Consider the following 15,325-nt stretch of genomic DNA (forward strand, 5'->3'; position numbering starts at 1 on the left):
TCGGGTGACGGTTTTTTTAAACCGCTTGACGTTGATAATTGCAAAACGGGTTTGCTTTGAAAAAATTGTTTATATGTTTTTGTAGGTGTCATTCAGCAATATCGGAGCGCGCGCATTTTTTATATTGCAGCGCGCTAATTTTGTCTGATGGTTTTATCGCCATAATAATAAAACTTACATGATTTCAGTGTAATTCAGATCTTTGCCAAAGGTTTCTTTGCTGTTAAGTGTTGCAATGAAGGCTAGACCAATACAAATCATACCGACAATGAGCGCGCTAGTGATGCTGCCTGTAAAGGGGGTCAAATAAGTAAACAGCACAGTAATGGGTAATACGGCGCCGCGGACAAAATTAGGCACGGTGTTAGTAACAGTGGAACGAATATTAGTACCAAATTGTTCGGAGGCGATGACTACAAACAATGCCCAATAGCCAGTCGCACATCCCAATAAGAAACACAAAGTATAGAAATAAGTGAGCGAAGAGTGTGGCGGCATAAATAAATAAGCTAATACTAAGATGACGGTGGCAGTGAGATACGCTAATACAATTTTCTTGCGGCTGCGGAACCATTGACTTAATAAACCGCTGAGTAAATCACCTACTGATAAACCAATATACGCGCACATAATAGCGGTACCATTTTCAACAACACCGTCTACTTTTAGTTCAATGCTAAACACATCTTGCGATAAACTGATGAGCACACCAATCATGTACCAAATAGGCAAGCCGATTAAAATGCAATTGAGGTATTTGAAAAAACGTTCGCGATTATTGAATAATTTAAAGAAGTTGCCTCTACTAACACCGGTATGTTGCAAAGACTGAAACATACCTGATTCGTAAATGCTGAGTCGCAATGCGAGCAACATTAATCCTAAGGTGCCGCCAACCAAGTAGGCAACTTGCCAATTAGCAAATGCTATTCCGGTGGTTGCCAGCAGTATTTCTCCTAGCGCCGTGCCACGCGCACCGACGAATGCCGCCAGCACTGCGCCCAAAGCGCCAAAAGTAACAATGATCATCGTTCCATAACCGCGTTTTTCTTTGCTCATGGCTTCTGACACGAGTGTTACACCAGCGCCTAATTCACCGGCTAATCCAATACCCGCTAAAAATCTGAGCATCGCATAGGTGTTGACGTCGGTAACAAATGCATTGGCAATATTAGCCGCAGAATAAAGCAGGATAGAGCCAAATAGCACTGAGACTCGGCCGCGTTTATCGCCCCATACACCCCATAAAATGCCGCCAATTAACATGCCTAACATTTGCATGTTAAATAAGAAAATCCCGGTGTTTTTTATAATTTCTGCTGAATGACCAATGAGAATTTGCTCAAGGCTGGCCTTTTTTACGATGTTAAACAGAACTAAATCGTAGATATCGACAAAATACCCCAGTGCCGCGACGGTAATGAGAATGGCGGTAGAGCCTTTTATTTTGCTAAGCGATGTCATGCGATAGTCCAGGTTACGAAGAAGCCCAAAGGTTGTGCATATTACGATATTTTCGTTATTTTAACAGCGCACGCGAAATTCTGAAGAAGATTTTCATCAACGCTAATTGCCAATTTATTGATTCATCTAGGAAGACGAGGGGCGGGAAGACGGAAATTTTAGAGCTTAAAAATTATAAAATTTCTAAGCGCCTATCAATTTAACACGATCAAACTTGCGCATCAAATTGGCGGCTGAGATTATTATTGCTGTTAGTGTTGCCAGTAGTGTTGAGAGGACCGTAGGTGTTGTTATTGTCGTTGGTTAAACCCAATGCTTGACATATAAACTGTAAAGCATTGCGGGTGTTTTGTAATTGGCTGTGAGTGACTTGGCGGTTATTTTGGTTTTGTTGAAAACATTGCAGCAACACACTTAAATATTGTTGCCAGAGATCGTGAAGCTGTTCATCGTTAGCTTTAAGCAATGCGCTAATGGCGATTGCATCGCTATTAGAAATTTGTAATTGTTGTTTGAGTTTGCGATCAAGCAAGTCCAATGATTCGGTAGCGTGATGCAAATCAGGGGTGATGCGTTCTAATGTTTCAGTGTCGCGTTCACGCAGAGCGCGTTCCATGCTACGACTGATGTTGCCGAAAAGATGCGCCTGCTGGATGAGATCATTCAGCAGGCGGTTTAATGAACTGATCGTATCCTTGTTCATGCCGATCCTCCCTGGTAATTTTTTTGCTCGTCCTGAGCGATTATTTCAGTAAATTTTCCATATCCAGAAGTTTGTTTGCAATCTTGTCGGCATCGACACGATAACTTCCATCCGCTAAAGCTTGTTTAATACTATCTACTTTCGCGGTGTCGACTACGGGAATTTGCGCGAGCGTTTGCTCTAACTGCTGCAAACGTTTTGCAGAGTCCGTCAGCACTAGTTCGTCGCTGCCACTCGTGCCACTTGTGATGGCTGAGTTAGCTTGGCGGCGAGTATCGATATCCTTATCCGTTTGCCCAGCAGATTCCCGCAATTTCGCAGCGGTTTCAGTATTCGCCGCGAGGTTATTGCTAGATACACTGTCAATTGAATTACTCATCTTTCTCTCCGGTTGATATTCCCAAGGTTGCCGTGTTTTACAGGGAATTCACTGTACCTAGCGGCCAATAAGCGCAAAACTTTAAACCCCAGCCCCGCCCAAGCAAGAGCTTGCCAAGTTCGGGTGATCATAAAGGAACCTCGACTATACCACGGGCAATAACGACGCCTTGTATAACGCGGGCGCTACTATGGCTGCGCGCGCGTAAGGTTTCGCCGAGGCGAGCGGTATTTAAGGCAATGCCGCTACTATTTACGGCCAACGTGCTACTACTGGCGCGAATAATCACGTTTTCGCCTTGTTTCACCAACGGTGGGTTAATCACCGCGGAGCCACTCAAAACTTCACCTTGTTGAAGATTGCGGCGTAATTGTTGGCCGACCACTTCTTGCGGCGTTTGCCAATAACCTTGTAACAAATAACTGACGTTTTGTTCGGCGATTTCCACATCGTTTGCGGTCAGCGTAGTGCCGCGCATTAACGCGCTGCGGGCAACCAACACGGGGCGAACGACTTGCACATCCAGCGGTATATAAAGTTGCCAAGGTTTATCGCTATGGTCGCAACGCACTTGTAAAGATGTTTTACCTAAGCGCCGCGCTTGGGCGGGCCATTGCAAGTTAATCGGGGTATTGCAAGCTAACTGTAAGCGTTGATCCAACTCCATATTAATAGTCACGCTTTTGGCGTCGGCATGTTCTGCGCGCACAAATTGTTCAATGCTGTTTTGTAAATTCAATGCACGCGCCTCAATCGCGATCGCGTGATTGCCGAGCAGCATAATGAATAAGTATACGAGCAGCACGTGCTTATTAGTTTTGTCAGATTTTTGTCGGAGTAATATTTTCATGCTTAGGATTCAGCAAGTACTGTGCCTAGTTCTAATAATTATGGATGGATGTGTGAGCGCAGCAACAGAAGGATTTTAATGCGTACGAGTGATTAATAGGATGGCGGCGATTGTTTGCCTGTCATTGCGCAGCGCGCGGGCAAAATTTTGCCGCCATAAAAATAACAATAAAAAATAAAAATAAAAAACAGTTTTGCATAGTCTGATGCGCCAGCATTAGCGGCTGGCATAAGCATTGCTTTAGTCTTTATTGCCAAGGAGTATTGACGGCAAGGATGCTTGATATGACTAATATATTAGACCAACATTTCGGTATACACGCCAAAGCGTTGACAGTGCGCTCGCAGCGCAGTGAATTACTGGCTTCGAATATCGCGAATGCCGAAACACCTAACTACAAAGCACGCGACCTCGATTTTAAATCTATTTTAAGTTCTGAAGCAAAAGCTAATGATGATAGTTTAGGTAATACAATGCTCAGTACAGCCAATGGGCATATCCATGATAATGAGTTTTCTGCTAATACTTTATATCGTGTGCCTAATCAATCTGCTTTAGACGGTAACACGGTCGATCCTCATATGGAACACAGCCAGTTCACTGAAAACGCCGTGCGTTATCAGATCAGTTTGCAATTACTTAACAGCAAAATTACCGGCATGTTGAAAGCGTTGACGGGAGATTAATCATGTCTTTGTTTAATATTTTAAATATTTCTGGTTCTGGGATGAGTGCAGAAAATTTGCGCTTAAATATGATCGCTAGCAATATCGCCAATGCTGAAACCGTTGCAAGCTCGGCGGCTGACGCTTACAAATCCAAACAACCGATTTTTTCTACGGTCATGGAAAACGCGACCGAAGAACAAGTTCAAGGCGGTGTTGCCACTACCGCGATTGTGCAAAGCAAAGCAGAGCATGCGCGTCAATACGAACCTGAAAATCCATTAGCGGATAAAGAGGGTTATGTGTACGCGTCTAATGTTGACCCCGTAACTGAAATGACCAACATGATCAGTGCGTCGCGTAATTATCAAAACAATGTTCAAGTGTTTAATACTTCTAAAGAACTGGTGTTAAGAACCTTGTCATTAGGTCAGTAACACATAGCGAAAATATTAATCAGGAGTTAAATCATGACCGCAATCAGCGCAGATGCTTTAAGCAATCTTGGCATTAAGCAGCAAGAAAGTATTGGCGAAACGAAAACGCGTAAAGCCGATGATTTGGGCGTGAATGATTATCTGCAATTAATGATTGCACAAATGCGTAATCAAGATCCGTTTGAACCAATGCAAAACGGCGAGTTTATTGCACAGCTTGCCCAGTTCGGTACCGTTTCCGGTGTAGAAAAATTACAGCAATCATTTGAAGGTTTATCGAAATCTATAGATTCCGATCAACGTTTGCAGGCCGCTGGTTTAATAGGTCGGCAAGTGAGCATTGCTAGCGATAAAATTAATTTTGATGGACAGAATATTTCTAGCGGTGCGGTTTCATTACCGTACTCGACCTCGGAATTAAAATTACAAGTTGTCGATGCAAGCGGACAAGTCATACGCGAAGCATCGTTAGGTTTGCAAGCAGCAGGCGAAATCCCCTTTGCGTGGGATGGTCGCGATCAAGCGGGTAATACCGTGGCCGCAGGCAACTACACATTAAAAGCGTCTGCACAAAATAATGGCACATATACTGCAGTTCCTACTTTAGTAGATTTAAGAGTAGACAGTGTTGCATTTGGTAGTGGTAGTTTGGAATTGCAATTAGCGAACGGACAAGTCACAGGTTTAAATAATGTATTACGGGTTTTTTGAGATTTATTTTTAAGATTCATCTTCAAGGAGAAGAGTGTTATGCCATTTAATGTTGCGTTAACAGGATTGAATGCAGCGTCAACTGATTTGGAAGTGACGGCTAATAATATTGCAAACAGTAATACCACAGGTTTTAAACGTTCGCGCACCGAGTTTGGTGATATTTATGCCAATACTAATTTAGGCGGCGGCGGTAATTCTGCGGGGCAAGGCGTGCAAGTAACGAAAATAAAACAAGACTTCGGTCAAGGCAGTATTAGTTTTACTGACAATGCGCTGGATATGTCGATTTCAGGCCGCGGTTTTTTTCGATTAAGTGATAACGGCACGGTTTCATATAGTCGTTCAGGCGCATTCAGTGTTGATCGAAATGGATTTGTTGCCAATGCGCAAGGTCAACATTTAACCGGTTATTTAGCGGATACCGCGGGTAATTTAACGGGCGCGTTAGGTGATTTGCAAATTGATACGGCAGATCAACCACCACAAGCAACCACCGATATTGCGGCGCGTTTAAATGTTAATGCAAGCAGTGTTATTCCCGGTGCATTCACCGTAGGCGTGGGTGGGCCCGATCCTGCAACGTACAATCACTCCACATCATTAACGGTTTATGATTCTTTAGGTTCTTCGCATATTGCCTCGACGTATTACCGCAAAAATGCGGTGAATGATTGGCAAGCATTTTTATTCGTTGATAACGCGCAAGTCGATGGCCCCGACGCTATTACTTTTAATACCGATGGCAGTTTAAATCAAATCAATGGCGGGCCGGCTACTACGCTTACATCACCTGCATTTAATCCAGGCGGTGGTGCAGCGAATATGACTTTAACGTTGGATTATAGTGAGATCACACAATTCGGTAGTCCGTTTGGTGTTAGTGCTTTAAGTCAAGACGGTTATTCAACCGGTCGTCTAACCGCAATTGATATTGATCAAAGCGGTGTATTGTTTGCGCGTTACACCAATGGTCAATCACGTTCACTAGGTCAAGTCGCGTTAGCAAACTTTGCCAACGTTGAAGGTCTGCGACCAATTGGTAACACCGGTTGGACTGAAACTGTGTCTTCAGGTTCGCCGTTAGTAGGCGCGCCGCAATCTGCGGATTTAGGTGGCATTGAATCCGGTGCATTAGAAGAATCGAATGTTGATTTAACGCAAGAGCTTATTAGCATGATTACGTCGCAACGTAATTTTCAAGCGAATGCGCAAGTGATTAGTACTGCCGATACGATTACACAAACTATTATCAATATTCGTTAGTAGTAATGTTAAAGCAATAGCGAGGTAGCGCGATGGATCGCATGTTATATACCGCCATGACCGGTGCTCAGCAAATTATGCTGCGTCAAACGAGTAATAATAACAACTTGGCGAATACTCAAACCACGGGTTTTCGCCAAGACCTCGATACCTTCAAAGATTTACCGTTGTATGGCCCAGGATGGGAAACACGCGTACTCACCGAATTGCAAAGTAAAGGCGTTGATATGACACCGGGCGCCATTATGGAAACCGGGCGCAGTTTAGATGTCGCTGCAAAAGGTAATGCGTTAATTGCTATTCAAGCAAAAGATGGTAAAGAAGCATACACCCGTGCCGGTGCATTAAACGTTAATGCTAACGGCATGTTAGAAACATCCACAGGACAACTCGTTATCGGTAATGGTGGACCAATTTCAGTCCCGCCTTATGAAAATATTGCCATTGCTGCTGATGGTTCTATTTCAGTACAACCGCTAGGCCAAGCCGCATCAACACTTGCAATATTAGATCGCCTCAAATTAGTCAGCGCCGACGCGAAGGAATTAGTTAAAACCGCAGACGGTCATTTGCGCGCAGTGAATGGCAAGCCACTCGCGGTTGATGCGTTTGCACAAGTGCAAAGTGGGGCTTTAGAAACCAGTAATGTGAATACCGTAGAAGCTTTGGTGAATATGATTGCGCTGTCGCGCCAGTTTGAACTCAATGTGAAGCTAATGGAAACAACCGAGAAATTAGATGAACAATCCGCGTCGCGGATGACATTAAGTTAATACGGATAAGAGGATAAAAACATGAATCAAGCATTATGGGTTGCGAAAACCGGTTTAGATGCGCAGCAAACTAAAATGACAGTGATTGCTAATAACTTAGCAAACGTAAATACCACTGGATTTAAAAAAGATCGAGCGGTTTTTGAAGATTTGCTGTATCAAAATATTCGCCAATCAGGTTCTGCATCATCACAAGACACACAATTGCCGAGCGGACTTTCACTGGGTACCGGCGTGCGGCCTGTCGCTACTGAAAAATTACATACTCAAGGTAATTTAACGTTGACCGGTAATCCTTTAGACATGGCTATTCAAGGGCGCGGTTTTTTCGAGATTTTATTACCCGATGGTTCCACCGGTTATACGCGCAATGGTGAATTTCAAATTGATTCGCAAGGTCAAGTAGTAAACTCAACCGGTTATGCATTGCAACCTGGTATTACAATTCCGCAAGGCTCTTTAAGCGTCAGTGTTGGAGCAGATGGCACTATCACCGCGTTGCAATCGGGTAGTGCATCACCCACGCAGATTGGCACTTTGCAATTAGTGGATTTTGTAAATCCAACCGGCTTGCAACCGCGCGGTGAAAATTTATTTTCTGAAACAGCGTCGAGTGGTTCACCGCAACCTGGCACGCCAGGATTAAATGGTTTAGGTACTTTAACGCAAGGTTCTTTAGAAACATCCAACGTTAATATTGTTGAAGAATTAGTGAGCATGATTGAAACCCAGCGCGCTTATGAAATTAATTCTAAAGCCATCGAAACCGCTGACAATATGTTGCAGTATTTAAACAATAACCTTTAGTCAGGATAATACTGATGCGTAGTCTAATTATTATATTTTTTATAGTTATGTTAAGCGCTTGCGCTAGCATGGATGATTTGCGTAATCCAGAATACGCACCTACGCAACCGTCACAAGTTGATTATCAATTAAAACCGAACGGCACCATTTACAGTCCATTAACAGCGCAATATTTATTTGAAGATATTAAAGCACGTCGCGTCGGTGACACAATCACCGTCGTGTTAGAAGAAAGTACTCAAGCGAGCAAGTCTGCAAAAACTTCCGCGAAGCGCGCCAATGAAGTCAGTATTGCGAATCCTACTATTTTAGGACATGTGCCTGTGCATAAAGGCAATCCTTTGTTTACCACTAGCTTAAGTCAAGACTCTAGCTTTTCAGGACAAGGAAACAGTGCGCAAAGTAATAATTTAAGTGGCAACGTCACCGTTACGGTTGCTGAAGTGCTGGGTAACGGTAATTTATTAGTGAAAGGCGAAAAATTACTGACACTAAATGAAGGTAGTGAAGTCGTACGCGTCAAAGGCATTGTGCGCCCGATTGATATTTCTCCTGACAATACTATTTTGTCGACGCAAATAGCCGCTGCTGAAATTACTTATGGCGGCAATGGCATTGTTGGTAATAGTAATAAACCAGGCCCTTTAACGCGATTCCTTAATAGCAGCTGGTGGCCTTTATGAAAAATATTCGCATCGTGATATTTTTATTATTCTGCATAGCCACTACGGCACAAGCAGTAGAACGCATTAAAGATTTAGCCGATGTAGCGGGAGTGCGTCCTAACCAATTAGTCGGTTATGGTTTAGTAGTGGGTTTAGATGGTACGGGTGATCAAACCAGTCAAACGCCGTTTACGGTGCAAAGTTTAAAAAGCATGTTAAATCAATACGGTATTACTTTACCGCCTGGCGTAACGCCCCAATTAAAAAATGTAGCAGCCGTAGCGATACACGCAGAGTTGCCGCCGTTTGCAAAACAAGGGCAAACGATTGATATCACCGCTTCATCCATTGGTAATTCAAAAAGTTTGCGTGGTGGTTCTTTATTAATGACACCGCTGCGGGGTGCAGATGGTCAAGTGTATGCTGTGGCGCAAGGCAGTTTAATTGTCGGTGGTTTTGGTGTGAGCGGCAGCGATGGTTCTAGCATCACAGTTAATATACCCAGTAGTGGCCGCATTCCTAATGGTGCAACCGTTGAACGTACGGTTATTAATTCATTCGCGTCAGATCCAAAATTAGTTCTGAATTTGCATCGCGCCGATTTTACGACCGCAACCCGTTTATGTTTAGCGATCAATGAAGCGATGGGTTCAGAAGTGGCAATGGCGATTGATGCTACCAGCATCATTGTTAAAGCGCCCGCTGAAGCGCAACAACGAGTGGGTTTTGTTTCGTTTCTAGAAAATTTAACATTAGAACCCGGCGAAACCTCAGCCAAGGTCATTGTGAATTCACGTACCGGCACTGTTGTTATTGGTGCGCACGTTAAAGTATTACCTGCGGCAGTGTCACACGGTAATTTAGTCGTAACGATTAGTGAGCGTACTGATGTGAGTCAGCCGGGTCCGTTTTCGAATGGCGAAACCAAAACCGTTAAACGCAGTGAAATAAAAGTAGAAGAAGACGCGGGCGACCGTATGTTTTTATTTAACCCCGGCGTGACCTTAGATGAAATTGTGCGCGCGGTAAATCAAGTCGGCGCTTCGCCTTCAGATCTGGTCGCCATTCTTGAAGCCTTACGTGAAGCCGGCGCTTTGCGTGCACAATTGATTGTGATTTAGTGATGATAGATGCACGCAGCCAATTACAGCTAAATGGTTTAAGCAGCGCTGAGAGCGCAGCTAAGGCTACGCCATCAAAAATGTTGACTGGGAAAAACGTTGAGAAAAATCAGCGTGAATCAGTCGCGCAGCAATTTGAACAAATAATGTTGAAGTCAATGTTAGACAGTATGCAAGACACCGTCGCCAAAAGTGAACTTATGCATAGCGATAGCGAATCGTTATATCAAGACATGCTCAATCAACATCTGGCTAAAGTATTAGCCGAGAGAGGCACTTTAGGATTCGCTAAAATAATTGCCGAACAATTACCAGATCAAACCTCGAATGCTGAAATTAAAACAGCTTTACCGAGCGTGAGTCCGAATACCAATCAAAATAATAATCCGCTACCGGACTCAACGACAAAAAGCCCAGAGACTAAACAGCCCGTTTGGAGTAATCCACAAAGTTTCGTTAAAGATATTTATCCGCATGCCTCAATTGCTGCGGCTAAATTAAACACCTCGCCAGAAGCCATTATTGCGGTTGCTGCCTTAGAAACAGGTTGGGGCGCGAATGTTATGTCGGCCAATGCAAACACGGGCAATGAAAGCAGTTATAACTTATTTGGCATAAAAGCAGATACTGCTTATGACGGTGAGAAAACCTTGCAATGGACGCATGAATTTTCAGCGGGTGCGATGCAGCGCAAACAAGATAATTTTCGTGCGTATGATTCGGTAGCCACTGCGATTAATGATTTTGCAAATTTTATTGAAAAAAATCCTCGTTATAGCGCAGCGTTGGAAACCCAAGGGGACGCTACAAAATTCACCGCCGCATTAGCGCAAGCGGGATATGCGACCGATCCGCAATATCAACAGAAATTATTGGGCATTTTAAATGGCAGCGTCTTAAAAAGCGCATTAAATGAAGTCAAGAATCTGACCTATCAGCCGATAGTAGAGGCAAGTAATACGCAATCTGCATCACTTTCGACTAGCCCAATGTTTGCGCTGCGCTAATCATGAACTTCATCATTGAGGTAACGCTGTGACCGATATGCTCAAAACCAGTGTCAGCGGTTTAATCGCTTTTCAGCGCGTGCTGACAACTACGAGCCACAATATTTCGAATGCCAGCACGGAAGGTTATTCGCGGCAAAAAGTAGAACTACAATCGCGCTTACCGCAATATTTTGGCAATGGCTTTGTGGGACGCGGTGTTAATGCCACCACTATTACGCGGGTGCGCGATCAATTTATTGATAAACAATTGCAACAAGGTTTATCGGATCAGTCGCGCTTGAATATCTTTCATTCTCTATCTAGTCGTGTTGATAATTTGCTCGCCGATGGTGGTGGTAGTTTAGCGCCGACCTTGCAACGTTTTTTTAATAGCATGCAAGATGTCGCAACGGATCCTACGTCCACATCTGCAAGACAAGTTTTATTGGGCGAGGGTGATAATCTTAGCAATCGTTTGCTATTTTTAGATCAGCAATTGTATACACAAGAAAAAGAAGTGAATGCGCGGATGGGAGAGATCACTACTGATATTAATCGCATCGCTAACAATATTGCTGAATTAAATAAAACCATCATCATTGCGCAAGGCCAAGCCGGTGGTACTTTATTACCCAATGATTTATACGATCAGCGCGATAAATTAGTAACAGATTTATCGAAACTAGTAAAAGTGACTACCTTAGAAGAAGATACTGGCGCGTTGAATGTTTTTATTGGCAATGGACAAGCGCTGGTTGCTAGTACAGATGCACGTCAATTAGTTAACCAACAAAACCCTGATAATTTTGCTGAATATGTTATTAGCTACCAAACGCCGACGGGGACAGTGTTAATTAATAATCAATTAACCGGCGGTGAGTTAGGTGGCTTATTAGATTTTCGTCGTGAAGTATTAACGCCCGCTCGCAACGAATTGGGCCGTATTACGATCGCGTTAGCTGATCAATTTAATCAGCAACATAGTTTAGGTGTGGATTTAAATGGCAATACCGGTGCAGATTTTTTTAGTACACCAACAGGCACCGCCATTACTAGTTTGTTAAATGCAGGTACCGCGTCTGCTACGGTGAATATTACTAATTCCGGTGCGTTAACGACGTCGGATTATCGCTTGAGTTATGATGGCGCAAATTACACGTTGACACGTTTATCGGATAATAATGCGATAACGGGTGCAGGCCCATTAAGCATGGATGGTTTTACGGTAAGCGCCACTGCCGGTGCTGTCGCTGGCGATACATTTTTAGTGCGACCTACCTATGGCGCAGCGAGTCAATTAAATCGCCTGATTTTAACTACCTCTGAAATTGCTGCGGCTGCACCGATGCGTGTTAGCCAGCTTAGCGGCAATATTGGTAATGCTAATGTTAGTTACGTGCAAACATTAGATGCTACGAACGCCGATTTTAGTGACACTGTAGAAATTGTTTTTAATGATCCACCGACCACGTTTAATATTTTAAACATCACCGATAGTACAACAATTTCTGCGGGCGTCGCTTATACGGCTGGTGCAAATATTGATGTGAACGGTAATCGTTTATCCATTAGTGGTATTCCACAAAATGGTGATCGATTTAGATTGGAAGTGAATACCAATGGTTATGGCGATAATCGCAACGCCTTGGCGCTCGCCAATTTACAAAGTGCGAATATTATTGCGGGCGGTACAGTACAAAACGCTTATGCAAGCACCGTGGGAAGAATTGGTACTTTAACGCGTCAAGCTGAAATTAATGCTACCGCCCAAGATAATTTAGTTTCGCAAGCACAAGCCGCGCGTGATGCGCGATCAGGCGTTAATTTGGATGAAGAAGCGGTGAATTTAGTGCGTTATCAGCAAGCTTACGAGGCATCTGCCAAAGTTATCTCGGTTGCTGATAATTTGTTTCAAACGATTTTGGCAGCGTTTGGGAGATAATTTATGCGAGTCGCGAGTTCTTTACTGTATCAACAATTTGTTAAAAATATGCAACGTCAACAAGCGGCGGTTGCGCATTTGCAAAATCAAATATCGTCAGGTAAGCGTATTATTTCACCGTCCGATGATCCCGCCGGTGCTGCACGCGCGGTAGATCTGAATCAATCAGTATCCCGCTTAGAGCAGTTTGCTGCTAACGCTAATATTGCGGGCCAGCGCATTTCATTAGAAGAAAATACTTTGGAACAAGCGGGTAATGTTTTGCAACGCGTGCGTGAATTGATTGTTGCGGCGAATAACCAAGCGCTACAAACGGATCAAACGTATACCGCGTATCGAACTGAAATCCAACAGCGTTATGATGAATTATTAAATCTAGCAAATACAGTAGACGCGAATGGCGATTATTTGTTCGCCGGTTATTCGACGAATACTCAGCCCTTTCAAAAAACCGCCGCTAGCGTTGCTTATAATGGCGATCAAGGTCAGCGCTTTATACAAATTAGTGAAAATCGTCAAATTGCGAGTAGCGATGCAGGCGATCGTTTATTTGCTGGCATGCGCAATGGCAACGGGCGTTTTTCTATCAATACCGCGCTTACTAATACGGGCGTCGCTACTATTGCGGATGGCGGAGTAGTGAATGCCAGCTTACTAACGCATCATGATTATCGTATTCAGTTTACAGCCGCGAATACTTTTGATGTGATAGATATTAATACCGCCACTACGGTATTAACTGCACAACCTTATACGAGTGGTGCAGCGATTAGTTTTGACGGCTTATCGGTTAGCGTTAATGGCAGCACCAATACCGGCGATCAATTTTTAGTTTCGGCCGCGCGTGAACAGTCTGTTTTTGCAACGCTGGAAAATATTATAGGCGCTTTGCAACAACCACCAGCCAATGATGTTGATCGTGCGCAAAATAGACAAACCTTAGGAAATTCTCTATCCGATTTAGAGCAGGGCATTAATCATTTACTAGAAGCGCGCACGCGGGTGGGCGGACGTTTAAATGCTTTAGATGATGCTTTGGCGGAAAATGAAGATTTGAGTTTGCAACTACAAAAAACGCTGTCGAATATTCAGGACGTAGATTACGCAAAAGCGGTGTCTGATTTGCAATTACAAATAACCAGTTTGCAAGCGAATCAACAAAGTTTCGCGAGTATTCAAGGTTTGTCCTTGTTTAATTATATCCGCTAAATAAAAATCTAATTAGTTATGGCTTTGGCAGCGAATGTATCTGCCATAAATACCACGCGGCAATCGTTCGGTAAGGGCTACACACTAAACCGGCGGCATGCATTTCTTTTTCAGTTGGCGCAACGTTTAATGATTTTAGCAAGCGATAACCTTGGCGCACGCCTAAATCACCCACGGGCAATATGTCTAAACGCGCCAAGGTAAACATTAGCATCATTTCTACGGTCCAGCGTCCTACGCCTTTTAAAGTAATTAATTGTTTAATTAATGCTTCATCGCTTAATTGCTCGGCTATTTTTCGAGTAGGCACAATGCCATCCACTGTAGCATTTGCAATATTTTGGATGGTCTCGACTTTACGTGCTGAAAAACCACAGGCACGCAAAGTAGCAAACTCCGTTCGTAAAATTTCATTTGCAGTAGGGAAGTCCGCATTTGAATAAAGATTTAAAAAGCGACCCATAATCGTAGCCGCTGCTTTACCGTGAAGTTGTTGATACGCCACCGCGCGAATCAATGATTCATAAGGTTCGCGGGTAGCGTGAAGTTGCGGTGCGTAAACGCCTACTTGTTGTACTAATGCCGCCCAATCAGCGTCAATATCGGCAATATATTGACTCCCATGTGCATGTGCTTGAATTTGCTTATCTGGATATATCACGTCTGGATTTATCATGTTTGGATTTAGTCGGTGTTTTGTTTAAGGCTTAAATACATGCTATTTGTTATTATTCGTTGAGGATATCATTAGCACAATTTAGAAATCGAATTAAATGTAATTATTTAAGTAAGTCTACAAGGAATACGGAATGTCATCGAATCTTCATCGTCCTGCTACTGTAAAAGAAATTATCCATTTTTCAGTAGGTAAAAGTGCTTTGGGTTTAATATTGGTTGCACAAAGCAATCAAGGTATTTGCGCCATCGCGTTGGGTGATAATGCCGAGAGCTTAATAGACGCTTTGCAAACTCGATTTTCTAAATTAGACATCATTGCTGATGATAATAAACTCAAAAATGTCATTAGTCATATTGCTAATTGGATTGACAAACCTGTCGCAGATCTGGAGTTTGCTCTAGATTTACGCGGTACACCTTTTCAGCAACAAGTGTGGCGCGCATTGCGTAATATCCCATTAGGAAAAACGGCTACTTATACGGATATCGCTAACCAAATTAATATGCCAAAAGCAGCGCGGGCGGTTGCCTTAGCCTGCGCTGCGAATCCGGTGGCCTTGGCTATTCCATGTCATCGCGTCGTGCGCCAAGATGGTAATTTGTCTGGCTATCGTTGGGGTATAGAGCGGAAAAAAGCGTTGTTAAAAAAAGAAATATAAACTCAGT

Annotated in this window: 17 protein-coding genes; 12 read left to right on the forward strand and 5 right to left on the reverse strand. The window is 43.4% G+C overall.

Annotated features, from left to right (window positions below; all coding sequences use genetic code 11):
- Positions 1 to 174 precede the first annotated feature (174 nt).
- The 4 genes from H0W44_05865 to flgA form a co-directional block, all read right to left on the reverse strand.
- The gene (locus H0W44_05865) at positions 175 to 1,464 is read right to left on the reverse strand and encodes an MFS transporter (GenBank protein ID MBA3581965.1); all 1,290 of its coding nucleotides are present in this window, start codon (positions 1,462 to 1,464) and stop codon (positions 175 to 177) included.
- 208 nt (positions 1,465 to 1,672) lie between these two features.
- Positions 1,673 to 2,167, reverse strand: a complete 495-nt coding sequence (gene flgN / locus H0W44_05870; GenBank protein MBA3581966.1) for a flagellar export chaperone FlgN — start codon at positions 2,165 to 2,167, stop codon at positions 1,673 to 1,675.
- Between the two features lie 40 nt (positions 2,168 to 2,207).
- Complete coding sequence (gene flgM / locus H0W44_05875) at positions 2,208 to 2,546, reverse strand: flagellar biosynthesis anti-sigma factor FlgM (GenBank protein ID MBA3581967.1); 339 nt, start codon at positions 2,544 to 2,546, stop codon at positions 2,208 to 2,210.
- 127 nt (positions 2,547 to 2,673) lie between these two features.
- A complete protein-coding gene (gene flgA / locus H0W44_05880; protein MBA3581968.1) occupies positions 2,674 to 3,396 on the reverse strand; it encodes a flagellar basal body P-ring formation protein FlgA in 723 nt (240 codons plus the stop codon).
- Between the two features lie 284 nt (positions 3,397 to 3,680).
- On the opposite strand from flgA, the gene flgB reads away from it, so the two are divergent.
- The 11 genes from flgB to flgL all read left to right on the forward strand — a co-directional run bounded on the left by flgB (position 3,681) and on the right by flgL (position 13,981).
- Positions 3,681 to 4,082 (forward strand): flagellar basal body rod protein FlgB, encoded by a 402-nt coding sequence (gene flgB, locus H0W44_05885; protein MBA3581969.1) that lies wholly within the window; start codon positions 3,681 to 3,683, stop codon positions 4,080 to 4,082.
- A 2-nt stretch (positions 4,083 to 4,084) separates the two neighbouring features.
- Positions 4,085 to 4,498: a flagellar basal body rod protein FlgC gene (gene flgC, locus H0W44_05890; protein MBA3581970.1), complete on the forward strand. Its 414-nt coding sequence runs from the start codon at positions 4,085 to 4,087 to the stop codon at positions 4,496 to 4,498.
- Positions 4,499 to 4,531: 33 nt separating this feature from the next.
- The gene (locus H0W44_05895) at positions 4,532 to 5,209 is read left to right on the forward strand and encodes a flagellar hook assembly protein FlgD (protein ID MBA3581971.1); all 678 of its coding nucleotides are present in this window, start codon (positions 4,532 to 4,534) and stop codon (positions 5,207 to 5,209) included.
- Between the two features lie 39 nt (positions 5,210 to 5,248).
- A complete protein-coding gene (gene flgE, locus H0W44_05900; protein ID MBA3581972.1) occupies positions 5,249 to 6,475 on the forward strand; it encodes a flagellar hook protein FlgE in 1,227 nt (408 codons plus the stop codon).
- A gap of 32 nt (positions 6,476 to 6,507) precedes the next feature.
- Positions 6,508 to 7,248, forward strand: coding sequence for a flagellar basal body rod protein FlgF (locus tag H0W44_05905; protein ID MBA3581973.1), 741 nt, complete (start codon positions 6,508 to 6,510; stop codon positions 7,246 to 7,248).
- Between the two features lie 21 nt (positions 7,249 to 7,269).
- A complete protein-coding gene (gene flgG / locus H0W44_05910) occupies positions 7,270 to 8,055 on the forward strand; it encodes a flagellar basal-body rod protein FlgG (protein ID MBA3581974.1) in 786 nt (261 codons plus the stop codon).
- Positions 8,056 to 8,069: 14 nt separating this feature from the next.
- Entirely contained in the window at positions 8,070 to 8,738 is a 669-nt protein-coding gene (locus tag H0W44_05915) for a flagellar basal body L-ring protein FlgH (protein MBA3581975.1), read from the forward strand.
- Positions 8,735 to 9,841, forward strand: coding sequence for a flagellar basal body P-ring protein FlgI (locus tag H0W44_05920; protein MBA3581976.1), 1,107 nt, complete (start codon positions 8,735 to 8,737; stop codon positions 9,839 to 9,841). Before H0W44_05915 ends, H0W44_05920 begins: the two co-directional genes overlap by 4 nt.
- An 80-nt stretch (positions 9,842 to 9,921) precedes the next feature.
- A complete protein-coding gene (flgJ, locus tag H0W44_05925) occupies positions 9,922 to 10,848 on the forward strand; it encodes a flagellar assembly peptidoglycan hydrolase FlgJ (GenBank protein MBA3581977.1) in 927 nt (308 codons plus the stop codon).
- 28 nt (positions 10,849 to 10,876) lie between these two features.
- On the forward strand, positions 10,877 to 12,772 hold the full coding sequence (flgK, locus tag H0W44_05930; protein MBA3581978.1) for a flagellar hook-associated protein FlgK: 1,896 nt from the start codon (positions 10,877 to 10,879) through the stop codon (positions 12,770 to 12,772).
- A gap of 3 nt (positions 12,773 to 12,775) precedes the next feature.
- Positions 12,776 to 13,981, forward strand: coding sequence for a flagellar hook-associated protein FlgL (gene flgL / locus H0W44_05935; protein MBA3581979.1), 1,206 nt, complete (start codon positions 12,776 to 12,778; stop codon positions 13,979 to 13,981).
- Positions 13,982 to 13,997: 16 nt separating this feature from the next.
- Here flgL and H0W44_05940 read toward each other — a convergent pair whose 3' ends face one another.
- The gene (locus H0W44_05940) at positions 13,998 to 14,657 is read right to left on the reverse strand and encodes a DNA-3-methyladenine glycosylase 2 family protein (GenBank protein ID MBA3581980.1); all 660 of its coding nucleotides are present in this window, start codon (positions 14,655 to 14,657) and stop codon (positions 13,998 to 14,000) included.
- Positions 14,658 to 14,790: 133 nt separating this feature from the next.
- Between H0W44_05940 and H0W44_05945 the strand changes: the two genes are divergently transcribed.
- Positions 14,791 to 15,318 carry a methylated-DNA--[protein]-cysteine S-methyltransferase gene (locus H0W44_05945; GenBank protein MBA3581981.1) on the forward strand — a complete coding sequence of 176 codons (528 nt, stop codon included), beginning with the start codon at positions 14,791 to 14,793 and terminating at the stop codon, positions 15,316 to 15,318.
- The last annotated feature ends 7 nt before the right edge of the window (positions 15,319 to 15,325 follow it).

The sequence above is a fragment of the Gammaproteobacteria bacterium genome, from assembly GCA_013817245.1.
Taxonomy (GTDB): Bacteria; Pseudomonadota; Gammaproteobacteria; order HTCC5015; family HTCC5015; genus JACDDA01.